This is a genomic window from Mannheimia bovis (genome assembly GCF_014541205.1).
Classification (GTDB): Bacteria; Pseudomonadota; Gammaproteobacteria; order Enterobacterales; family Pasteurellaceae; genus Mannheimia; species Mannheimia bovis.
This window is the reverse complement of the sequence record NZ_CP061280.1, coordinates 2025124-2046611: the sequence shown is the minus strand read 5'-3', so window position 1 is coordinate 2046611 and position 21488 is coordinate 2025124. Positions and strand designations below refer to the sequence as shown.

Below are 21488 nucleotides of genomic sequence, written 5' to 3'. Positions count from 1 at the left end.
TTGCAAACTAGCCTTTTACACCGCCGGCAGTTAATCCACCGATTAGCCAGCGTTGTGCCAATAAGAAGACGAGTGTAATCGGAATCGCAGATAAGACCGCTGCGGCTGCAAAATCACCCCATAAGTAATTTTGCGGATAGAGATATTGTTGCATACCAACGGCTAGGGTGTAGCTGTTTACATCACGTAATAAGAGTGAGGCAACCGGTACCTCTGTAATAGCAGCAATGAATGAAAGAATGAATACTACCGCTAAAATTGGTACGGAAAGCGGTAATAAGATTAATCGGAACGCTTGCCACGGGGTTGCACCGTCAAGAGATGCTGCTTCTTCCAGTGAGCCATCAATGGTTTCAAAGTAGCCTTTTATTGTCCAAACGTGTAAGGCAATTCCGCCTAAATAAGCAAAAATTACGCCGCCGTGTGTGTTTAAGCCAAGAAACGGTACATACTGCCCAAGACGATCAAACAACGCATATAAGGCAACTAAGGAAAGCACTGCTGGGAACATTTGGAATATTAGCATACCTTGTAGAATAGTTTTTTTGCCTTTAAATTTCATTCGGGCAAATGCATAAGCACAGGTTGTTGATAAGGTTACAATACCGATAGAGGTAATTGTTGCTACTTTGATAGAGTTCCATAACCAGCGTAGCACCGGGAACGGTGGAGGTGTTATCGTGCCGTCAGAATGTGTTACGTCAAAGCCTAATGCAGCCTGCCAATGCTCCCACGAAATTTGGCTTGGAATAATATCACCGATAGCCAGATTTCCCGGTCGTAATGAGATACCAATAACCATCAATAAAGGGAAAATAATTAAGGCAAGGAAACAAATTAAAAAGAAATGGGTTGCCCATACACGATAACGCACAGATTTAGATTGAACAATTGCCATATATAACTCCTGAAGTTAGTTTGGGTCAGGGATTGTTAAATCCCTACCACGTTTATAATTCCATTTTGGTTGCTTTGATATTTAAGAGTGCTAAGCCACCGACTAATAAGAAAATAATCGTTGCGATAGCGGCTGCTAAGCCGAAATCTTGTGTACCACTTCCTTCAAAGGCAATACGGTAAGTATAGCTGACTAATAAATCGGTATAACCGGCAGGGGTGGTGGTTCCAATCATATCCGGGCGACCATTTGTTAATAATTGAATTAATACAAAGTTGTTAAAGTTAAATGCAAATGAAGCAATCATTAACGGAGTAAGCGGTTTTAACAGTAATGGGAACGTGATTTTGCTGAAATTTTGCCAAGTGGAGGCTCCATCCATTGCGGAGGCTTCATATAAATCAGATGGAATAGCTTTGAGTAATCCCATACATAAAATCATCATATAAGGATAACCTAGCCAGGTATTCACAATCAGAATCATCACTTTAGCAAGTAGCGGATCGTTAAACCATTCAGGGCTGATGCTGAACAGTTGGTTTAAAATCATATTGATTTCACCAAAACTTTGGTTGAATAACCCTTTAAAAATCAGAATAGAAATAAACGATGGCACCGCATAGGGTAAAATCAATAAGACACGATATATCGCTTTACCTTTTAATGCCTCCCATTGTACTAGGCAGGCAAGTACCATACCGAGAATAACGGTAAAGACTACGGTTAATAAAGAGAAGATTACCGTCCAAATAAATATTTGTATAAAAGGTTTTTGAATACCTTCATCGGTAAAAATTTTAATGAAGTTATTAAGGCCAGATGTAACAGTATAACCAGGCTCAAGCGTTTCACTTTGCCAATTACCGTTTTCATCAATAGCTTGGAAGAAGCCGGTTTCGTCATTTGCTTTATAACGTTTGCCTGTCTCATTATTGAATAATATTTTACTCTCTTCATCAAATTGATAGCGTGGTTTTTGTTCTGAAAATTGGCGTAATGAACTCATTGTCAGTTCATTATTATTTGGTAATACAACTTTCATTGACTGAAATGCAGCCCGATTTTGCGTAATCACTTTAAGAGGAGCAACATCTCCATTCGGTATACTTTGCTCAGTAACAACCACATTCGTTCCGGTAGTTAATGAAACAGGATCTGACACAAAAGTTTGCTCGGTTGCCGGATTTGTTAATGCGATGCGGTATTGATTATCTGCGTGTGGATAAAGTGTGAATTGGTATTTATCTCCGGCGAAATAACGTTGTTCTGTCAAAACAGATACGGCTCGTTCAAAGGATAATTGATTAGAACCACTATAATTGGTAAACGCAATTGCAATGGTAGCAATCAGCGGAAACAAAATGAAAATTGCCATTCCGGTAATACCCGGGTAAACATAACGCCAAGCATAGGCATTTTTATTGGTAAAAATATAGACACCGGAGGTCAGAATAATCAGTGTTAAAATAGCAAAAAGATATTCACCTTGTGAGTACATTAATACAACAAGATAGAAGTCAAGGAGCAAGACTAATCCGGCTAAGAGATATTTGAGCCAATGGGTGGGTTTGGATTGAGTTTGAGTTAGCATAACAGCACCTCGAATTTTTACTGCATATTTACTGTACTTAGGGTGGATTTAAAAATAGAGTGGGTCATATAACCCACCCTGAATGATAAATAATTATTGTTGTTTTTGAATGCGTGAATGTGCATCATCTAATGCTTCTTTCACTGATTGGCGACCGGTTACTGCATTATTGATAGCAGATTTTTCGGCATACCAGAAAGAAGACATTTGCGGGATATTTGGCATAATTTCGCCGTTTTTCGCATTTGCCATCATTGCTGCGATACGAGGATCAGCGGCTAATTTTTCTTGGTAAGATTTTAACGCTACTGCACCTAAAGGTTTATCTTTATTGACTGCGTCTAAGCCGTCATCGGTGAGTAAGTAATTCTCTAAGAATTCTTTAGCTAAATCTTTGTTTGGGCTTGAGCTGTTTACACCAGCACTTAATACTCCTACGAATGGTTTAGAGGCTTGACCGTTCAATGTCGGCAGTAAAGTTACACCATATTTAATACCGCTTTTATCAATATTGCCCCAAGACCAAGGACCATTGATGGTTAAGGCACTTTGTCCTTTATTAAAGGATGCTTCAGCAACAGCGTAATCCATATCGGCACTAATATGTTTATTTTTCACCATATCTACTACAAACTGTAATGCTTTTACTGCACCTTCATTATTCACACCAATATCTTTTGGATCGTATTTGCCGTTAGCAAATTTAAATGCGTATGCTCCGTTTGAAGCTGCAATTGGCCAAGTGAAATATGGTTCGGATAAGTTCCACATAATTGCATTTTTGCCATCTTTTTTGAGTTTTTTATCTAACTCAATAATTTCTTCCCAAGATTTAGGAGCTTCTTTAACTAAATCTTTATTATAAATTAACGAAATAGCTTCAATCGCAACCGGATAACCGATAATTTTGCCATTGTAGGTTTCTGCATCCCAAGCAAAATCGACAAATTTATCTTTAAATTCTTTGCTTACGTTCACTTCAGCCAATAAACCTGATTGTGCATAGCCACCGAAACGGTCGTGAGCCCAGAACATAATATCCGGACCATCACCAGTTGAGGCAACCTGTGCAAATTTTTCTTCAAGTCTATCCGGATGTTCGACTAACACTTGAACACCGGTATCTTTTTCAAATTTCTTACCGACTTCAGCAAGCCCGTTATAACCTTTATCACCATTAATCCAAATAACGAGTTTACCTTCCGTCATTTTTGCCATTACTGTTCCGGAAAGAACTAAAGTAGCAAGAGTAGCTAAGGTGAATTTGGCACATTTGTTTTTCATAAAAAACTCCTTGAAGTTAAATAAAAGAAACGGATATGAAACAACCCATTTATTAAATTATGGCAAATTATGGGCTATAGAATCTATTTGAGATCACCCCTTGCTCTACGCCCCCCGAACTAAAAGTATGATCTAAGTAACATTTTTCATCATTTTGTGATCTGATTCACAAAAAAAAGCGTTAAAAATGAGAGCTTGATCACAAAATTTATTAAATTTCTTTAAATGGGCGTTCTTTACGTAATTAAGGCTCTAACCCTAAAAAAAAGTATTCTAGGATGATTTCTTCTTTAGATAAAAAGGCGACCATTCAGCCTAAATTCAAACCACAAGCAAAAGCAAAAAAGAGGTTTAATTATGGCGAATGTATCATTGCGTAATGTGGGAAAATCCTATGGTGATGTTCATATTTCTAAAGATATTAATTTAGAAATTAATGAAGGGGAATTCGTTGTTTTCGTTGGTCCGTCAGGTTGTGGTAAATCCACGCTATTACGAATGATAGCAGGTTTGGAAGATATTACGACAGGAGAACTCTATATCGGTGGAAAGCTGATGAATGAAATAGAGCCTTCAAAACGTGGTATCGGTATGGTGTTTCAATCCTATGCTCTATACCCGCATTTAGATGTTGCTGAGAATATGTCTTTTGGATTAAAGCTGGCAGGTGTGAGTAAAGCAGAACGGGAGCAACGAGTTAATCAAGTTGCCGAAATTTTACAACTTGCTCACTTACTAGACCGCAAACCTAAAGCACTTTCCGGTGGGCAACGCCAACGGGTTGCCATTGGTAGAACGCTAGTTTCCCAACCGGAAGTATTTTTACTTGATGAGCCACTTTCCAATCTTGATGCAGCATTGCGTGTGCAAATGCGGGTAGAAATTTCCAAATTACATAAAAAATTAAATCGCACTATGATTTACGTTACCCACGATCAAGTTGAAGCAATGACATTAGCAGACAAAATCGTGGTATTAAATGCTGGCGGTATCGCTCAAGTAGGCAAGCCGTTAGAACTTTATCATTATCCGGCAAACCGTTTTGTAGCAGGGTTTATCGGTTCACCTAAAATGAACTTTTTACCGGTAAAAGTTATTGATGTAGAGGCGGAACGAGTAAAAATAGAATTACCTGATGCAAATCACCATAATTTTTGGATTCCGGTTTCCGGAGAAGGAGTAAATGTTGGAGATAACCTATCTTTAGGTATTCGCCCGGAGCATTTACTTCCTTCGGATCAAACTCAAGTAACCTTACACGGTATTGTGCAAGTAGTGGAATTGCTTGGAAATGAAACACAAATCCACCTAGAGATCCCTGAAATCAAACAACCAACCTTAATTTATCGTCAAAATGATGTGGTATTAGTCAATGAAGGCGACGATATGAATATCGGCATTTTGCCGGAACGTTGCCATTTATTTAAGGAAGACGGCACCGCTTGCAAACGTTTGTTTGTTGAAAAAGGGGTATAACAATTTCAGCTTATTACTGATTTTAGGAGATATTTTCAATCTTCTAATCAATTAATACTTAACCTAAGTAAAATCAAATCTTAAGAGAGGTTCTATTATGAAAAAAACAGTCTTAGCAGTTGCAATCAGCGGTGCAATGTTCGCAGCCAGTGCATCAGCGGTCGATTTTCACGGTTACGCTCGTTCAGGTATCGGTTGGACATCCGGTGGTGGTGAACAATCGGCATTTACTGTTAATGGTGGTGGTTCAAAATACCGTTTAGGTAACGAATCTGATACCTATGCAGAATTGAAATTAGGTCAGGAATTATTCAAAAGTGGTGAGAAATCCATCTATTTTGATACTAACCTTGCTTATGGCGGTACGCTTCACAACAATGACTGGACAGAAACCAGCCCGGCATTACGTGAATTAAACGTACAATTCAAAAACTTTGCGGATAGCTTACCGGGTGCAACCTTATGGGCTGGTAAACGTTTTTACCAACGCCACGATGTTCATATGAACGACTTCTACTACTGGGATATCTCAGGTCCGGGTGCTGGGGTTGAAAATGTTGATTTAGGCTTCGGAAAACTCTCTTTAGCGGTAACTCGTGATACAGAGAAAGACGGTGCATTCTCTTATTACTATGACTATGCTAAAAAAGCGTATGTAAATAACCGCGATGCGAAAAAAGATGTATATAACGACATTTTTGATGTTCGCTTAGCAGGTATTGAACTTTGGAAAGACGGCTCATTAGAGTTAGGCTTTGATTATGGCAATGCTCATACTAAAGATGGTACTAAACTCAATAATGAAAAAGCGACCAAAAACGGTTATATGGTAACAGCGGAATACACTCAAGGTAACTTCTTTGGTGGTTTCAATAAATTTACTGCACAATATGCAACCGACTCTATGACTTCTTGGAATAATGGTCACGCACAGGGTTCGAAAGCAGATAATAAAGGCAATATGCTTCGTTTAATCAACCAAGGGGTAGTGCAAGCGAGTGATAAAGTTGAAGTAATGTATGCCTTAATCTACGAAAAAACAAAACTAGATAATAAACAAGGTAAAACTTGGTACTCTGCCGGTATTCGCCCAATGTACAAATGGAACGATACAATGAGCACATTATTAGAAGTTGGTTATGATCGCATTAAAGATCAAGCAACAGGCAAGAAAAATGATTTAGTGAAATATACCATTGCACAACAGTGGCAAGCAGGTAACAGCATTTGGGCTCGTCCTGCAATCCGTGTGTTTGGTACCTACGCACATTGGAATGATAAATTCAACACCAAAGCTCGTACTGATGCTGGTTACAAAGCTAAAGACGGCGAGTTTATCACCGGTGTTCAATTTGAAGCTTGGTGGTAATCATCAAACAGTTATGTGGGTAGGGCGGTAACCTACCCACAATTTAATCACATCATCATTTTTCACAATTTTTAGAGGTTAATATGAAAAAAACGCTTCTTTCAACAGCAATATTATTCGCCCATCTTTTTGTGGCATCTCCGAGTATGGCAAATAATTTGGCAGTTAAACCTATTCATATTAACTCGTCTGAATTAGCTCAAATTCAATGGCAAGATGTGCCATTCTCGCAAACTGTAAAAACAGAATTAAATGAACAGCATAAACAAGCATTTACCGCTTCGTTTGCCGGTATTGCCAGTCCAATTGCTGCCTATCGTATTCCGGCAAATCAAGGGACATTGGAAATTGAAATTGAAAGCCCGGTGATAGACAAAAATGTTTTTGTACCAACAGCTGTAGTATTAGATAGCCACTTTAATGTGGCAGCAATATACCCTTCTTCTGAATTTAAATTATTAGAAGAACGAGGGCTAAAAGGCAGTCGTTTAGGGGCAGAACTTAATTTAACGCCGGCAATGAACCAAGAGTATATTTATTTGCTCATTTATACTACGCAGCAAGATTTAGCCAAAACTACGATGATGCCACATCCGGCAAAAACTTATGCAAAAGCAACAGGTAAACAACCACCGGCAATTAACGATATTGAAGTGGCACATAGTTTAAAAGGGCAAATTCACATTAATGTTTCCGGCTCAAACGGTACAAAATTTATCGGTTTACCGACTGAAATTTTCAACTCAAATAAAGCGGCAACTCCGGTAGGTAAAACGGTTGCACAGATGCCACTAAAAGAAAATCCGGTTGCAGTAAAAACAGCAGTTGATAAAGATACGGAAGCCTATTTTAATCAGGCGGTAATGAAAGCGATTAAAGCGAAAGATATTAACAGAGCGATGAATTTGGTTAATGAGGCAGAAAAATTAGGACTTACTTCCCCACGCCAAATTTTCCTAAAAAATGTAAGTTCAAATTGATTTATTTATTGTTTTTTTCATAGACATTTCCTTGTCATCGAATGGAGAACTCTCCATCAACACCCTATCAGGATAATCTGATAGGGTGCTTTTTTATAGCGTTATTTACAAATTAGAGGCTAAAATTAACCGCTTGGTATAGGCTTGTTGTGGGGTTTCGAAGATCTGCTGTACAGAGCCGCTTTCCACAATATCGCCTTGACTCATTACAATCACTCGGTCGCTTAATGCTTTAATTACCGCTAAATCGTGGCTGATGAAAATATAACTTAAGCCATATTTTTTCTGTAAGCGATTGAGCAATTCAATCACGGTAATTTGCGTTGAGCGATCCAGTGCAGAGGTTGGCTCATCTAAAAGAACAAATTTGGGTTCTAAAATGATTGCCCTTGCAATTGCAATACGTTGGCGTTGCCCGCCTGAGAACTCGTGTGGATAGCGATTGATCATTGCAGGATTAAGATTTACTTCTTCCAAAATTTTCATCACTTTTTCACGGCGTTCGGCTTTGCTCATTTGTGGATAATGTACCGTTAAACCTTCCGCAATGATTTCGCCTACTGTTAAACGTGGCGAAAGTGAGTTAAATGGATCTTGGAATACCATTTGCATATCTCTTTTTAACGCTTTCTGTTCAGATTTACTTAGTTTTGTAATATCTTGGTCAGCAAAAGTGATATTGCCACGATAATCTAAAATCTGCATAATTGCCCGCCCAAGAGTGGATTTGCCCGAGCCGGATTCGCCTACAATCCCCAACGTTTCGCCTGTTTTAAGGTGCAGTGAAATATCTTTCAATGCATTGAAGACTTTCTTCGGCTTGCCGAATAGTGAGCGTTTTAAAATATAGTCCACCTCAATATTATCTGCCTTAATTAAGGTTGGTGCATTAAGCGGTAATTCGCCTTTTAAATTATTTGGAATTGGGGTTAATAGCTCAATTGTGTAAGGGTGCTGCGGATTGGTAAAGACCGTTTCCGTTTCACCACGCTCAATAATTTCCCCATTTTGCATTACACAAACCATATCACTGTATTTATGCACTAAGCGTAGATCGTGAGAAATTAAGATAATCGCCATTCCCATTTCACTTTGTAGATCGTGCATCAAATCAAGAATTTCTGCTTGAGTTGTTACGTCTAACGCTGTTGTTGGCTCATCAGCAATTAATAAATCAGGTTTATTGATAATTGCCATCGCAATCATAATACGCTGTAGCTGACCACCAGAGAACTCGTGCGGATAACAAACCATTTTCTTTTCGGCATCTGGAATTTTTACTTTCTGTAAAGTTTCCAATACCAATTTTTCGGCTTGAGCATTGGTAATTTGTGGATTATGCGTTTGGATTGCCTCTGCTACTTGTTTACCAATCGGCATATAAGGATTGAGCGAGGTCATCGGCTCTTGGAAAATCATACCAATACGATCGCCTCGAATAGCCTGCATTTCTTTTTCAGAAAGATTTAACAGGTTCTGCTCTTCAAACACAATTCTGGAGTTTTCACCAAATTTAACAATATTTTTTGGCAATAATTGCATAATTGCCATTGAGGTAACTGATTTACCTGAACCGGATTCCCCAACAATGGCAAGTGTTTGTCCTTTCTCAATGGAGAAAGAAACATTACGAACTGCGTGAACTAATTCTTCGTCCGTTTTTAAATAAACATCGAGATTATTTACTTCTAATAATTTCATCTTAAACCTCTATTTATCTTTTGGATCGAGTGCATCACGCAAGCCATCACCAATAAAGTTAAAGCAAAATAGCGTTAAACATAAGAAAAATGCAGGGAATGCGAGCAACCAAGGGGAAGTTTCCATCTGTGCTGCACCATCGCTTAATAATGCTCCCCAGCTACTCATCGGCTCTTGTGTACCGAGCCCTAAGAAACTTAAGAAAGATTCAAACAAAATCAGAGAGGGAACTTCAAGCGAGGCATAAACCACCACTAAGCCTAAAACGTTTGGCACAATGTGTCGCCAGATGATTTGACGGCGAGAAACACCGCATACAATCGCGGCTTCCACGAACTCTTTATTTTTAAGCGAAAGGGTCTGTCCACGCACAATACGAGCAAGGTTAAGCCAAGCCACCATACCGATTGCCACGAAAATCAGGAAAATATTTTGCCCGAAGAAGGTAACAAGTAAAATAACAAAGAACATAAATGGGAATGAGCTTAAAATTTCTAAAAAACGCATCATTACCATATCCACTTTGCCACCGAAGTAGCCGGAAATTGCACCGTAGATTGTACCAATAAGCACAGCAATTAACGCACCGGCAATCCCTACCATTAATGAGATGCGTCCGCCCATTGCAACACGTACCAGCAAATCACGCCCAGAGGAATCTGTACCAAAATAGTGTTGAGATTCAAAATCCGGTGGAATACCCATCATATTCCAATCGGTATCTTCATAGCTAAACGGCATTAGCATTGGGGCAAAGATAATAAAAAGGATAATACAGCAAAGAATAATCAGACTTGCCACAGCCGCTTTATTGCGGAAAAAACGGCGGCGGGCATCTTGCCATAAACTTCTGCCTTGAATCGTTGAGGTAACATCAACAAGCGGTTGTTTTTTATCAGAATTTTGCATTTCCGCTCCTACTTATGAATAACGAATTTTCGGATCGATTACCGCATATAAAATATCGACAATCGCATTGAATAAAATAGTTAATGTGCCAACTAAAATGGTAAGACTTAGCACTAAAGAATAATCACGGTTTAACGCACCGTTCACGAAAAGCTGCCCGATACCCGGCAAGCCAAACACGCTTTCAATCACCATTGAGCCTGTAATAATTCCCACAAAAGCAGGACCTAAATAGGTAATCACAGGTAGTAGAGCAGGGCGTAGAGCGTGTTTGAAAATAATTTTACGCATAGGTAAACCTTTTGCTTTAGCGGTACGAATGAAGTTTGAATGTAGCACTTCAATCATTGAACCTCGAGTGATACGGGCAATCCCTGCAACATAGCTGATGGTTAAAGAGAGAACAGGCAGTACCATATAATAGAGCTGACCGCCATTCCAGCCGCCGGCAGGTAACCATTTGAGATAAATAGCAAAGATGAGAACCAAAAGCGGAGCGAATACAAAGCTTGGCATAATGATCCCTGTCATTGAAAAGCCCATCACCCAATAATCCCATTTACTGTTTTGCTTAAGGGCAGCAACTGTTCCCGCCGTTAAGCCAATAATGACGGCAAAAATAAAGGCAGTAATGCCTAGCTTTATCGAAACCGGGAACGCAGAGGCAATCAAACTGTTTACGGTTTGATCTTTATATTTAAATGAAGGACCAAAATCCCCTTTTGACAGATTTTCCATATAAAGGAAATACTGTTTATAAAGCGGTTCATTAAGATGATATTTGGCTTCAATATTTGCCATTACTTCTGGCGGATAGGCTTTTTCACTGGTAAACGGACTGCCAGGAGCAAGTCGCATCAGGAAAAAAGAAAAGGTAATGAGGATAAATAGGGTTGGAATCGCCTCAAGAAGACGTTTAAAAATAAACTTCAGCATAAGTACCACTCTTTTTAGTTATATTGGTAAGCAATTAATAGCGTAAATTAAAGGCTTTGTAAAGATATTGATTAGTTATAGTCAGTTTATGATGAAGAATTTGGAGCGTTAATGCCACAAGCGGTCATTTTTTATTAAAATTTTGCTATCTATTCATCTCATAAAAGTTAAGTTAAACTAAATGAAATCCCTTTATACCTGAAAGGAAAATACGATGTCTGGAAATCTTGTCAACAAGTCTGAAAATAATATAAAAAATCGCCGTCCACTAAGTTCTCGCAACAATAAATGGCTTGCAGGATTTGCCGCTTGGCTTGCTCGTAAACGCTTCCCAACACCTAATCAAATTTCGTGTTTAAGTATGTTGTTTGCGTTATTTGGGGCAGTTGCTTTATTTTTTAGCCAATCGATTTCGGCACTGATTTTCTGTGCTTTGATGGTGCAACTGCGTCTGTTGTGTAATTTGTTTGATGGAATGGTAGCAGTAGAAGGCGGAAAGAAAACCGCAAATGGAGCAATTTTTAATGAATTTCCAGACAGGGTAGCAGACAGTTTATTTTTAATTGCATTAGGCTATGCCACACCATTTTTCTGGTTAGGCTGGTTGGCTGCATTGTTGGCGGCTTTAAGTGCTTATATTCGCATCTTTGGCGGAAGTTTAGGATTGCCTCAACGTTTTCAAGGTCCGATGGCAAAACAACAAAGAATGGCAGCAATCACTATTGGTTGTTTGCTTGCTGCGGTAGAAATCTATTTCAATTTAACTACTTATATACTTTCTGCTACTTTAATTATTATTACGCTTGGCACAGCTTATACTTGCTATGTTCGCACAATGGCAATTTCTGCCGAACTCAATTATTTGGAGAAACAGAATGAAAACGTTACTCGCTAAATTTATTGACCATATTATTTGCTTTTTTACCTCTTTTATTACAGGTGTTCGACCTCAGCAATTAACTGAAAATAGCGTGCCGACGGTTTATTATGCAAACCATCATAGTCACGGTGATTTTATTTTAGTTTGGATCTCATTACCGCAGCATTTACGCCTGAAAACCCGACCTGTTGCGGGGGCGGATTATTGGCAGAAAGGAGCTATTCGCCGTTTTATTGCGAATACTGTTTTTAATGTATTGTTGGTAGAACGTAACAGTGATAATCCGCAACTTGCGATTGAAAATATGGCTAACCGACTTTCAACGGGCGAAAATCTGATTATTTTCCCGGAAGGTACACGTAATTTAAGTGAAGAAGTACTACAACCTTTTAAAAGTGGGATTTATCATCTCGCCAAACAACAAGCTAATATTCAATTTGTACCGGTCTGGATTGATAATATGAAACAAGTTCTGCCAAAAGGGGCAATTTTGCCGATTCCATTGATGTGCCAAGTACGCTTTGGTGAAGCAATTTCATTGCAAGAGGGAGAAGAAAAAGCCGATTTTATCGAACGCACACGCCAAGCGTTGCTTGCTCTTTCCCCAACGCATAAGGAGTAAATAATGACAATGAGTACAATTTTTCTCTCTTTTTTCGGGATTTTAGTTTTAGCATCATTGATTGGCTTTGTGCTTAAAAAACGCAAAGGCAATACGAATACCATTGAGAATTTAAATGCTCGTATTTATGCCTGGTGGATAATGCTTTTTGTGTTGTTATTTGCCTTTGCGTTCGGGCAAAACGGCACGATTTTACTCTTTTTCCTTATCTCTTTTGCAGCTTTAAGAGAATTTATGACACTGGTCTATCAAGATAGACACGACTACTACGCACTTGTAGTCTGCTTTTATTTACTTCTACCGTTACAATACTATTTTGTGTGGACGGAATGGTATGGAATGTTTTCTATTTTTATCCCTGTTTATGGCTTCTTATTATTACCGATTGTGGGCAGTTTAACAGGCAAAACCGAGCATTTTTTAGGGCGTTCAGCCAAAATTCAATGGGCTGCGATGATTAGCATTTTCTGTCTTTCACACGTTCCGGCATTGCTTACCTTAAATGTTCAAGGCTTGGATAAAAATCAAAATATCCAATTGCTGATTTTCTTAATTGCGATTGTTCAGTTAAGTGATGTATTACAGTACATTTGGGGTAAACTGGTGGGCAAACGTAAAATTATGCCAAGCCTATCGCCATCTAAAACGGTTGCCGGCACAGTAGGCGGTATTCTAAGTGCAACTCTCATTGCGATGTTACTTGCCCCTATTACGCCATTTTCAACATTACAGGCAGGTATAATCGGTTTTGTGGTTTGTTTAATGGGCTTTTTCGGCGGATTGGTGATGTCTGCCATCAAGCGAGATTACGGTGTGAAAGATTGGGGCAGAATGATTAAAGGACACGGCGGAATGCTAGACCGAGTGGATTCTATTTGCTTTTCCGCACCGGTGTTCTTCCATATTGTCCGATATTATTGGGCATAGCGTATTCAACAAGCGGTTGTTTTTATCTAAAATTTTGCAAATTATTAAACAAAAACAACCGCTTGTGAGTTAGCCAATTTTCGTAATGCCAAGATGAGCATAGGTTCTATTGGTTGCAATTCTTCCTCTTGGTGTGCGTTGTAGGAAGCCTTGTTGGATGAGATAAGGTTCTAGCACATCTTCAATAGTATCTCGTTCTTCGCCAATAGCCGCTGCAAGGTTATCTAAACCAACAGGTCCGCCGTCAAAACGTTCGACAATCGCTTGCAAGAGTTTGATGTCCATAAAATCAAAACCTTCAGAATCTACATCAAGCATTGCTAAGGCTTGCTTTGCAATATCAGACGTAATAATGCCGTTATTGCGAACATCAGCGTAATCTCGCACACGGCGAAGTAGGCGGTTAGCAATACGAGGTGTACCACGTGAGCGGCGAGCTACTTCATAAGCTCCATCTGCGGATAAATTAAGATTGAGACAGTCCGCACTGCGTTTTACAATTAACGTGAGATCGTCCACTGAATAAAATTCTAACCGTTGTACAATGCCAAAGCGATCCCGTAATGGTGAGGTAAGTGATCCAGCTCGAGTGGTAGCTCCTACTAGTGTAAAAGGCGGTAAATCGAGCTTGATAGAGCGTGCAGCAGGACCTTCGCCGATCATAATATCCAGTTGATAATCTTCCATTGCAGGATAAAGCACTTCCTCGATAGCAGGAGAGAGGCGGTGAATTTCATCAATGAAAAGCACATCATAAGGTTCAAGATTAGTTAGCATTGCCGCTAAGTCTCCCGCTTTTTCTAGAACCGGACCGGAAGTAGTGCGGATATTAACGCCCATTTCATTCGCAACAATATTGGCAAGGGTGGTTTTACCTAAACCGGGAGGACCAAAAATCAGTAAATGATCGAGAGCCTCATCACGCAATTTGGCGGCTTTGATGAAGATCTCCATTTGATCACGCACAGAGGGTTGTCCAACATAATCGGTAAGTAATTTAGGGCGAATTGCTCGGTCGATGACTTCTTCCTCACGCTTTGGCGAGGCACTGATGATTCTATCTGCTTCAATCATAATTTAATACTTATAAGGAATTTTTTAATGCCTCACGAATGAGCTGCTCGCTCGTTGCTCCTGCTTTATTGACTTTCTTGATCATTTTCTCTGCATCATTTGGTTTGTAACCTAAAGCAATTAGAGCATCAAGAGCTTCATTTGCCGGGTCTGGCGTGCTGCTTGCCACAATTTGATCGTGTGAAACTTCAACAAAGAAATCGCTTTGGGCAATGCCTTTGAATTTACCTTTTAGCTCAACAAGCAAACGTTCAGCGGTTTTTCTACCAATACCCGGAATTTTCGTGAGTTTTGCTAATTCTTCATTTTCAATTGCTGTCGCAAATTGTGAAACCGACATAGCAGAAAGAATGGCGAGAGCAAGTTTTGGACCAACGCCATTGGTTTTAATCAACTCACGAAATAAGGTTCTATCTTGTTTTTGGGCAAAACCAAATAGCAAGTGAGCATCTTCTCGCACTACTAAATGCGTAAAAATAGTCGTTTCATCGCCTATTTGTGGTAGGCTGTAGAAACTTGTCATTGGGAGTAGCAGCTCATAACCTACACCTTGCACGTCCAGTAAAATTTCCGGTGGCTGCTTTTCAATAATCTTGCCGTGTAATCGTCCTATCATTGTTCTATCCGAAAGTTAAAATTGGCAGTAGCATAGCAGAAACTGTATAAAATAACACTATTGAATTTATGTCAAATGTGCAAAATTTTGTAAAAAACAACCGCTTGTTAGCTGATAAGATGAGTAAATCCTTCATAAATCAACATCAAGCCAAACAGGATAAAAATTACGCCTGAGATGTTATCAATATAGCGACTATGCTTTGAGTAAAATTGTCTGATAGGCTTACGAGAAAAGAGTAGGGCTACCACACAGAAATAAGCTAATGTGCTTATCACAAATAAAAAGAGTAGCTCAAACATTTGTGATATTTGAGTAAAATTGCCTAAATAAGCGGAAATAACACTGGTAAAGTAAATTCCTGCTTTAGCATTAAAAATATTGATTAATAAGCCTTTTCTAATTTCTTCACAGTTATTGAGCGGCATTAGTTCGGTTTTATGTTCTTTAAACCTAACACTTTCAGTTACTCTTACCATTTTTGAGCCAATATATACCAGATAGCAGCCACCAATTAACATAACGCTATATTGGAAAATTTCACCCATACTTTTGCTTAACCAAGCCAGTCCGAAAATAGCGAAACTTGCCCAAAAAATAATGCCAATAGAAATACCAATTGCCGCTAAAATGCCTTTTTTAATTGAGTGGCTTGCCGATTGCCTAACGACATAAAAGAAATCAGGACCGGGGCTAACCAGCCCTGCTAAGTGGATAAATAAAATTGTCAGCATAATATTTAAATAAAATAGTACAAAAGATGAAGTGAAATAAGAGCGAAAATGGCTGCAAGAATATCATCAAACATAATGCCCAAGCCTCCCTCTAATTTTTCGTCAAAATAGCGGATTGGAAATGGTTTGAGAATATCAAAAATGCGGAAGCTGATAAAAGCCAATACATAACCTAATAAATTATATTCAGGCAGATAAGTAAACATTAAAAAGATAGCAACGATTTCGTCCCAAACAATTCTACCATCATCGTGAACATTCAGATCTTGGCTGGTTTTGTGGCAAATATAACACCCTGAAATAAAGCTAATTAGGGTAAGAATAGCAAAGAAAATGCTGGATTGGGTTGCTGTCCATAAAATAATAGCAATTATTAAACCTACTAGGCTTCCCCAAGTACCGGGGGCAGGTCTTAGTAAACCGGAACCAAAGCCTACTGCTAAAAAATGAATTGGATTTTTAAGATTAATTGGTTTCATTATTGTTATTTTTTAAAATGGTCGAAGCCTCTTTGAGCTGGCAATGTTACCACTTCATTATTGCGTACTAAGGTTAAGCTTTCTTTTGCAGAACGAATTTGCCCGATGCAAGTATAGCTTACGCCAATGTTGGCGAGGGCTTTTTCTAGTTTGTGTTTATTGTCGTTATGAACAGTAAAACAAAGCTCGTAATCTTCCCCGCCACTTAATGCAAACTGTTCGGCATCTTCTTTTGAATAGCAATTTAGCAGAGGTTCGGAAAGTGGTAAATCATCAAGATTTAGCACTGCTCCGCAGTTACTGCGTTTTAGAATATGCCCTAAATCAGAGAGCAATCCGTCTGAAATATCAATAGCAGCATTTGCAATAGAGGCAATAGTTAAGCCAAGTAATACTCGAGGCGTTGGGCGTAAATGACGTTGAATAAGATAACTTTCATCTTTATTCCAACTTACATTATCAGTTTTCTGGTTAAGCAGTAATTGCAAACCGGCTGCACTATCGCCTAGTGTGCCGGAAACATAGATCCAATCGCCTATTTTGGCATTGTGGCGAAAAAGTCCTTTATCTTGTGGCACAATGCCTTGTGCGGTAAGAGTTAAAGATAAATGCCCTTTGGTTGTATCGCCACCAATCAGATCAACATTATAGTGATCTAAGATATCAAAGAAATGTTCACTAAATTCAGCCAGCCAATCGTGATCGATTTCAGGTAAGGTTAAAGCTAATGAGATCCAAGCCGGTTCAGCCCCCATTGAGGCGAGATCGCTTAAATTAACCGCCACACTTTTATATGCCAAATCAGCAGGTGAAATAGTTGGAAGAAAGTGAGTACCACAAACTAAAGTATCTGTTGTGATAGCTAGTTGCTGATTGGGTTTAAGGGAAGTAACTGCACAGTCATCACCAATAGCCAATACGACATCTCTACGAGCAGGACGTTGAGAGGCATTGAAATAACGTTCGATAATATCAAATTCACCCATAAAATATCCTTAAGCCTATGATCAACAAAATCCCCAATTTTATCTAAAATTGGGGAATATTTTATTTCTTACCGAGTGCAGGGGCTAATTTGTCTAAAATACCGTTGATGTATTTATGGCTGTCATCAGAACCAAACACTTTTGCGACTTCAATACCTTCGTTTATTACAACACGGAAAGGCACATCATCTTCAAATTTCAGCTCATAGCCGGATAGGCGAAGAATAGAACGCTCAATAGGATCGATATCGTCTTCAGCACGATCTAAATAAGGGCGTAATGCTTCATCAATGGCTTCAACATTATCTACAACGCCACGAAAAAGTTTGCGGAAATAAGGCATATCCACGCCTTTCATATCTTGATCTGCAACAAATGCTAATTCCACTTCTTCAACCGTATTTTTGGAAATATACCAAGAATAAATGGCTTGAACCGCACACTCTCTTGCACGGCGACGTGGGGAAACTTTCATAAAACCTCTAATTCTATAACACAAAAAATGACGGTTGATTTTAGCATACTTCCCCTACTTTTGCTTGCGTTTATCTTAGCTATTTTGATTTTTTCGTACCGCTTGCTTTTTCGTTTGATTGAAGAATGTAGGGAGTAACGAAAATCACAAGTTCTCGTTTGCTGATTTTGTCTCTCGTTTGGCTGAATAAACGTTTAATAAAGGGAATTGAGCCTAAAACTGGCACTTTATCTTCCCCTTTTTGGGCTAAATGCTGGAAAATTCCACCTAATACAATAGTTTCTCCATGCTTAGCAAAAACTTGTGTGTTGAGTTCTTGTTTATCAATAGTAATTAAGCCACTGCTACCTGATTGAGAGTTCGGTGAGTTTTGGGTTACGATCAAATCCAGCAGAATTTGATTTTGAGTAGAAAGATGAGGAACAACTTCCAACCCTAACACCGCTTCTTTAAATTCGACATCAGTGGCTTCTGATTTGGTGTTGTACATCACATAAGGAATTTCTGTACCTTGCTTGATGCTCGCCGGTTTTTTATTCGTGGTTAAAAGACGAGGGCTGGCAATAATTTCCACACTGTTTTCCTGCTCTAATGCACTGAGTTCCAAATCTAGCACACGGCTATTAATGGAAGCCACTTGTAAAACGGCGGAAGCTCCATTCGTAACGGGGAAATTCACATTGAGATTATTGGCTACATTATTTAATCCATTGCCTTCAAGTCTCCCTCCAAATTTATAGTGATCTGCTCCTCTGGAAAACATTCCCCAACGCACACCTAGTTCCTGCAAATGCTCACTACTGATAGTAACGATGCGAGCTTCAATCGCAATTTGTTCGGTAGGTTGGTCGAGTTGTTTGACTAATCGCTCAATATTTTGCAGTGATTTCGCACTATCTTTGATAATTAAGCTATTACTTCGCTCATCAAAATGGATATAACCATTCTCAGATAAAAACGTGCCACTGCCTTTAGTTAAAGATTCAATTACTTCTGAGGCTTTAGCATAATTGAGCTTTATCGTTTTAGTTATCAATTTTGGTGTAGTTACAAGCGGTAGATTTTGCCCATTATTTTGCAAATGATCAAACGGTATTGTATTTAAATCAGCTACTTTTTCGTCTTTTTTATGAATATAAACGATATCTCCATCATAAGTGAGCGATAACTTATTCACTTTGCTGAGTGTTTTAAATATCTCTTCAATAGATTTATTTTCTAATCTTAAAGTGGATTTAGTTTGAATGTCATCATCTAATACTATATTTTTTCCTGTTTCTTCAGCTAAATAAGTTAGCAGAAGTGAAGTTGGTGCATTTTTTACTGAAAGAGAAATAGTATCAGCCAATGCTAATGAAGAGCTAAGTAATAAATAAAGAAAAATTTTAAACATACTAACCTCTATGGTTTTATCGTGATTTCATACGGAAAATGACAATCTTTTGTGAGTTTCCAATTAATATAAGTGAGTGATTTTAAATTAATGTTTTTTATTTCAATTTCTTGCTGTTTAATTAATTCATTTTCTTTGAAATCAAAAATTTTTTCTTTTTCATCAATGAATAAAGCGGTAAATTTTTCATTGATTTTAACCAAGCCAATGAGTGTTAATTTCTCAAATTCAGTGGATAAATTGAGGGAGTTTTTATGTTCGGAAGTCTTACAAGCGGTTAAATTTTCCGAGTTTTTTGCAATTTCAGGTAGAACTTCAACAGTATTCTGTTCATTTTTTATCTGTAGTTGTTCGCCAAAAAATGGATCAACAGCCAGTACATTGCAGCTAATGAGTAAAAAAGAGAAAAAATAATTACGCATATTATTCCTTATTCGCTAAAACAACTAATGTAGTAATGAGTTCTACCTTTCTTTCTTCAGTAAATTTAGTTAGAGTAAGCAAGTGATATTTTAAATAGTCAATTTGGTTAATATCTTTCATAAAGTTAAACAACGAATGGCTATCAGCAGTTATTTTTAATTCAATACTTTTACCTTGCTCTAAATTCCAATTTAGACTATCAATATTCAGTTGATACTTTTGAGATATTTTTTGTATTATAGTATTAATATCCGTTAAATTATTTTCGAAGTTTTTAGACTTAATCTTATTAAATAATCTATTGTATAAGTTTTTCTGATGAGTAAGGTTTGTATGTTGATTGCCTATCCTCTCTAGGATCTGATTAATATCTAAGTGAGTTTTACCTATATAAAGTATCGGTAAAATAATCAGAATAAGAAATAGAGAGAATTGTATGGTTTTTTGCTTTACTCTAATGATATTTACGGTTTTAAAAATATGGCTGTTTGGATTTAAATATAAGTTTTCTAATTTATTTTTGATTAAAATCATCTTAGTTTCCTTTATGCTTTATGGTAAATATGAAAGAGATTTCATTTTTGTGATTAACACTTACTTGTTCTGTTTTTGTTTCAATAAATTCTTGTTGATATAAATATTGTTCTAGATTTTTAAACTCTTCTTCTATGCTTAAATTACCACTAATTCTTAAATAAAGATCTTTTTCTTGATATAACTGTATTGCATCGATCCCTCCATTTTTTAAAGGGATATGCTGAATTATTGTAAATAGCTGTTCGACTTTCTGATTTTCAGCAAAAGGTAAAATAATGTTATTGTTATTTTTAAGGTGTGAAATTTTGTTTTCAAAATCAACAGTATCTGCTTGTAGTTTCTCTAATTGCTGTGTAAGAGATTCAATTTCATTCTTTTTCTGAACACTATAAAAGAGCAAACATAAGCTGATAAGGCTGATTAATAAAAATGTATAAGCGATATTTTTGATGCTTTTATAGTGAGTAAATACCCATTTACTTTTTCTATTTCCGCTTAAATCAATGCCTTGCCATTCCATAAACTTGCTCCAAGTGCGAGACAATAAAGTTGCTTTGATTCATCCGATTGCATATCGGTATCGGTAATTAAAATATCAGATAAATAAATACAATTCTTAGGTTCAACCAGAGGAAATAGTAGTTCGCTTTCTGTAAATTGAACTGTTTTTTGCTTAAAAGAAAAACAGGGAAAGTTATTATCAAGTTGAGGATTTAAATGAAAAATACCTCGAATATAACAATGCAGTTCGCAATCTAATATATTGTTAAATTGGTTTAAACTTTCAGCATAGTTTTTATTTAATGCATAAATTGTTATTTTATCAAGATTGTTATTACTGCTTGGCAATCGCTGATACTCAAAATTGAGTAATTCAATTGCAAGTGGTTGCTCATTTTTTAAAATTTGGATAACTTGCCTATGTAATTGGATTTCATCAAGTTTTTTAGAGATAAAAATAGTTTTTCGCCAGATATATTGGTAAGGAATGGTGCGAACGAGGGTAAAAGGTTCGTTTACCGTTTCTGTTGCGATGATTTTTTGAATAGCCATCTCTAATCCTTCACTCTTTTGCTGCCAAAAAGTACTGAATTTTTCAGCTTGATTTTTGACTAAGCAATAATATTCTTCATTTTCGCTTAAGCCTAAAACTGTGGGCGAGACAGGCTTTTTCACTGGTGGTTTAAGTAGTTTCATA

General features: G+C 37.7%; 22 protein-coding genes and 1 pseudogene. 6 read left to right on the top strand and 17 right to left on the bottom strand.

Annotated elements, in window-relative coordinates; genetic code table 11:
- Positions 1-7: 7 nt before the first annotated feature.
- The 3 genes from malG to malE form a co-directional block, all read right to left on the bottom strand.
- Positions 8-898: a maltose ABC transporter permease MalG gene (gene malG / locus ICJ55_RS10110; RefSeq protein ID WP_188156685.1), complete on the bottom strand. Its 891-nt coding sequence runs from the start codon at positions 896-898 to the stop codon at positions 8-10.
- A 52-nt stretch (positions 899-950) separates the two neighbouring features.
- Positions 951-2489: a maltose ABC transporter permease MalF gene (malF, locus tag ICJ55_RS10105; protein WP_188156684.1), complete on the bottom strand. Its 1539-nt coding sequence runs from the start codon at positions 2487-2489 to the stop codon at positions 951-953.
- Between the two features lie 93 nt (positions 2490-2582).
- Entirely contained in the window at positions 2583-3773 is a 1191-nt protein-coding gene (malE, locus tag ICJ55_RS10100; RefSeq protein ID WP_188156683.1) for a maltose/maltodextrin ABC transporter substrate-binding protein MalE, read from the bottom strand.
- Positions 3774-4130: 357 nt separating this feature from the next.
- On the opposite strand from malE, the gene malK reads away from it, so the two are divergent.
- From malK to malM, 3 genes are all read left to right on the top strand, one after another.
- Positions 4131-5249, top strand: coding sequence for a maltose/maltodextrin ABC transporter ATP-binding protein MalK (gene malK, locus ICJ55_RS10095; protein WP_025235595.1), 1119 nt, complete (start codon positions 4131-4133; stop codon positions 5247-5249).
- 97 nt (positions 5250-5346) lie between these two features.
- A complete protein-coding gene (locus tag ICJ55_RS10090) occupies positions 5347-6618 on the top strand; it encodes a maltoporin (RefSeq protein WP_025217808.1) in 1272 nt (423 codons plus the stop codon).
- Positions 6619-6701: 83 nt separating this feature from the next.
- Positions 6702-7598 carry a maltose operon protein MalM gene (gene malM / locus ICJ55_RS10085; RefSeq protein ID WP_188156682.1) on the top strand — a complete coding sequence of 299 codons (897 nt, stop codon included), beginning with the start codon at positions 6702-6704 and terminating at the stop codon, positions 7596-7598.
- A gap of 105 nt (positions 7599-7703) precedes the next feature.
- Here the strand turns inward: malM and ICJ55_RS10080 are convergent, their stop codons facing one another.
- The 3 genes and pseudogenes from ICJ55_RS10080 to oppB all read right to left on the bottom strand — a co-directional run bounded on the left by ICJ55_RS10080 (position 7704) and on the right by oppB (position 11144).
- A complete protein-coding gene (locus tag ICJ55_RS10080; RefSeq protein ID WP_188156681.1) occupies positions 7704-9299 on the bottom strand; it encodes an ABC transporter ATP-binding protein in 1596 nt (531 codons plus the stop codon).
- Positions 9300-9308: 9 nt separating this feature from the next.
- Positions 9309-10157: pseudogene (gene oppC, locus ICJ55_RS10075) on the bottom strand (oligopeptide ABC transporter permease OppC); the annotation flags it as partial.
- Between the two features lie 63 nt (positions 10158-10220).
- Positions 10221-11144, bottom strand: coding sequence for an oligopeptide ABC transporter permease OppB (gene oppB / locus ICJ55_RS10070; protein ID WP_188156679.1), 924 nt, complete (start codon positions 11142-11144; stop codon positions 10221-10223).
- Between the two features lie 214 nt (positions 11145-11358).
- On the opposite strand from oppB, the gene ICJ55_RS10065 reads away from it, so the two are divergent.
- From ICJ55_RS10065 to ICJ55_RS10055, 3 genes are read left to right on the top strand one after another with little or no spacing between them, the layout of a single operon-like run.
- Entirely contained in the window at positions 11359-12039 is a 681-nt protein-coding gene (locus ICJ55_RS10065; protein ID WP_188156678.1) for a CDP-alcohol phosphatidyltransferase family protein, read from the top strand.
- A complete protein-coding gene (locus tag ICJ55_RS10060) occupies positions 12020-12646 on the top strand; it encodes a lysophospholipid acyltransferase family protein (protein WP_188156677.1) in 627 nt (208 codons plus the stop codon). The genes ICJ55_RS10065 and ICJ55_RS10060 overlap by 20 nt, the downstream gene beginning before the upstream one ends.
- Before the next feature lie 3 nt (positions 12647-12649).
- Positions 12650-13573: a phosphatidate cytidylyltransferase gene (locus ICJ55_RS10055; protein ID WP_188156676.1), complete on the top strand. Its 924-nt coding sequence runs from the start codon at positions 12650-12652 to the stop codon at positions 13571-13573.
- Positions 13574-13642: 69 nt separating this feature from the next.
- Here the strand turns inward: ICJ55_RS10055 and ruvB are convergent, their stop codons facing one another.
- The 11 genes from ruvB to ICJ55_RS10000 form a co-directional block, all read right to left on the bottom strand.
- Positions 13643-14647, bottom strand: coding sequence for a Holliday junction branch migration DNA helicase RuvB (gene ruvB / locus ICJ55_RS10050; protein WP_025236422.1), 1005 nt, complete (start codon positions 14645-14647; stop codon positions 13643-13645).
- Between the two features lie 10 nt (positions 14648-14657).
- Positions 14658-15263, bottom strand: coding sequence for a Holliday junction branch migration protein RuvA (gene ruvA, locus ICJ55_RS10045; RefSeq protein WP_025236421.1), 606 nt, complete (start codon positions 15261-15263; stop codon positions 14658-14660).
- Between the two features lie 107 nt (positions 15264-15370).
- Entirely contained in the window at positions 15371-15997 is a 627-nt protein-coding gene (locus ICJ55_RS10040; RefSeq protein WP_188156675.1) for a LysE family transporter, read from the bottom strand.
- A gap of 5 nt (positions 15998-16002) precedes the next feature.
- The gene (locus ICJ55_RS10035) at positions 16003-16476 is read right to left on the bottom strand and encodes a phosphatidylglycerophosphatase A family protein (RefSeq protein ID WP_188156674.1); all 474 of its coding nucleotides are present in this window, start codon (positions 16474-16476) and stop codon (positions 16003-16005) included.
- Positions 16477-16481: 5 nt separating this feature from the next.
- Complete coding sequence (gene thiL / locus ICJ55_RS10030) at positions 16482-17462, bottom strand: thiamine-phosphate kinase (RefSeq protein WP_188156673.1); 981 nt, start codon at positions 17460-17462, stop codon at positions 16482-16484.
- A 61-nt stretch (positions 17463-17523) separates the two neighbouring features.
- Entirely contained in the window at positions 17524-17937 is a 414-nt protein-coding gene (gene nusB / locus ICJ55_RS10025) for a transcription antitermination factor NusB (RefSeq protein WP_188156672.1), read from the bottom strand.
- A gap of 79 nt (positions 17938-18016) precedes the next feature.
- A complete protein-coding gene (pilQ, locus tag ICJ55_RS10020; RefSeq protein ID WP_188156671.1) occupies positions 18017-19330 on the bottom strand; it encodes a type IV pilus secretin PilQ in 1314 nt (437 codons plus the stop codon).
- Between the two features lie 8 nt (positions 19331-19338).
- Positions 19339-19752, bottom strand: a complete 414-nt coding sequence (locus tag ICJ55_RS10015) for a hypothetical protein (protein ID WP_188156670.1) — start codon at positions 19750-19752, stop codon at positions 19339-19341.
- Position 19753: 1 nt separating this feature from the next.
- A complete protein-coding gene (locus tag ICJ55_RS10010; protein WP_188156669.1) occupies positions 19754-20287 on the bottom strand; it encodes a hypothetical protein in 534 nt (177 codons plus the stop codon).
- A gap of 1 nt (position 20288) precedes the next feature.
- On the bottom strand, positions 20289-20810 hold the full coding sequence (locus ICJ55_RS10005) for a hypothetical protein (RefSeq protein WP_188156668.1): 522 nt from the start codon (positions 20808-20810) through the stop codon (positions 20289-20291).
- Positions 20786-21487 (bottom strand): competence protein ComA, encoded by a 702-nt coding sequence (locus ICJ55_RS10000; RefSeq protein WP_188156667.1) that lies wholly within the window; start codon positions 21485-21487, stop codon positions 20786-20788. Before ICJ55_RS10000 ends, ICJ55_RS10005 begins: the two co-directional genes overlap by 25 nt.
- Position 21488 lies beyond the last annotated feature (1 nt).

What these genes read in the sequence shown, in the direction of transcription:
- malG (WP_188156685.1), bottom strand. Translation starts at nt 898, where the DNA reads ATGGCAATTGTTCAATCTAAATCTGTGCGTTATCGTGTATGGGCAACC.
- malF (WP_188156684.1), bottom strand. Translation starts at nt 2,489, where the DNA reads ATGCTAACTCAAACTCAATCCAAACCCACCCATTGGCTCAAATATCTC.
- malE (WP_188156683.1), bottom strand. Translation starts at nt 3,773, where the DNA reads ATGAAAAACAAATGTGCCAAATTCACCTTAGCTACTCTTGCTACTTTA.
- malK (WP_025235595.1), top strand. Translation starts at nt 4,131, where the DNA reads ATGGCGAATGTATCATTGCGTAATGTGGGAAAATCCTATGGTGATGTT.
- ICJ55_RS10090 (WP_025217808.1), top strand. Translation starts at nt 5,347, where the DNA reads ATGAAAAAAACAGTCTTAGCAGTTGCAATCAGCGGTGCAATGTTCGCA.
- malM (WP_188156682.1), top strand. Translation starts at nt 6,702, where the DNA reads ATGAAAAAAACGCTTCTTTCAACAGCAATATTATTCGCCCATCTTTTT.
- ICJ55_RS10080 (WP_188156681.1), bottom strand. Translation starts at nt 9,299, where the DNA reads ATGAAATTATTAGAAGTAAATAATCTCGATGTTTATTTAAAAACGGAC.
- oppB (WP_188156679.1), bottom strand. Translation starts at nt 11,144, where the DNA reads ATGCTGAAGTTTATTTTTAAACGTCTTCTTGAGGCGATTCCAACCCTA.
- ICJ55_RS10065 (WP_188156678.1), top strand. Translation starts at nt 11,359, where the DNA reads ATGTCTGGAAATCTTGTCAACAAGTCTGAAAATAATATAAAAAATCGC.
- ICJ55_RS10060 (WP_188156677.1), top strand. Translation starts at nt 12,020, where the DNA reads ATGAAAACGTTACTCGCTAAATTTATTGACCATATTATTTGCTTTTTT.
- ICJ55_RS10055 (WP_188156676.1), top strand. Translation starts at nt 12,650, where the DNA reads ATGACAATGAGTACAATTTTTCTCTCTTTTTTCGGGATTTTAGTTTTA.
- ruvB (WP_025236422.1), bottom strand. Translation starts at nt 14,647, where the DNA reads ATGATTGAAGCAGATAGAATCATCAGTGCCTCGCCAAAGCGTGAGGAA.
- ruvA (WP_025236421.1), bottom strand. Translation starts at nt 15,263, where the DNA reads ATGATAGGACGATTACACGGCAAGATTATTGAAAAGCAGCCACCGGAA.
- ICJ55_RS10040 (WP_188156675.1), bottom strand. Translation starts at nt 15,997, where the DNA reads ATGCTGACAATTTTATTTATCCACTTAGCAGGGCTGGTTAGCCCCGGT.
- ICJ55_RS10035 (WP_188156674.1), bottom strand. Translation starts at nt 16,476, where the DNA reads ATGAAACCAATTAATCTTAAAAATCCAATTCATTTTTTAGCAGTAGGC.
- thiL (WP_188156673.1), bottom strand. Translation starts at nt 17,462, where the DNA reads ATGGGTGAATTTGATATTATCGAACGTTATTTCAATGCCTCTCAACGT.
- nusB (WP_188156672.1), bottom strand. Translation starts at nt 17,937, where the DNA reads ATGAAAGTTTCCCCACGTCGCCGTGCAAGAGAGTGTGCGGTTCAAGCC.
- pilQ (WP_188156671.1), bottom strand. Translation starts at nt 19,330, where the DNA reads ATGTTTAAAATTTTTCTTTATTTATTACTTAGCTCTTCATTAGCATTG.
- ICJ55_RS10015 (WP_188156670.1), bottom strand. Translation starts at nt 19,752, where the DNA reads ATGCGTAATTATTTTTTCTCTTTTTTACTCATTAGCTGCAATGTACTG.
- ICJ55_RS10010 (WP_188156669.1), bottom strand. Translation starts at nt 20,287, where the DNA reads ATGATTTTAATCAAAAATAAATTAGAAAACTTATATTTAAATCCAAAC.
- ICJ55_RS10005 (WP_188156668.1), bottom strand. Translation starts at nt 20,810, where the DNA reads ATGGAATGGCAAGGCATTGATTTAAGCGGAAATAGAAAAAGTAAATGG.
- ICJ55_RS10000 (WP_188156667.1), bottom strand. Translation starts at nt 21,487, where the DNA reads ATGAAACTACTTAAACCACCAGTGAAAAAGCCTGTCTCGCCCACAGTT.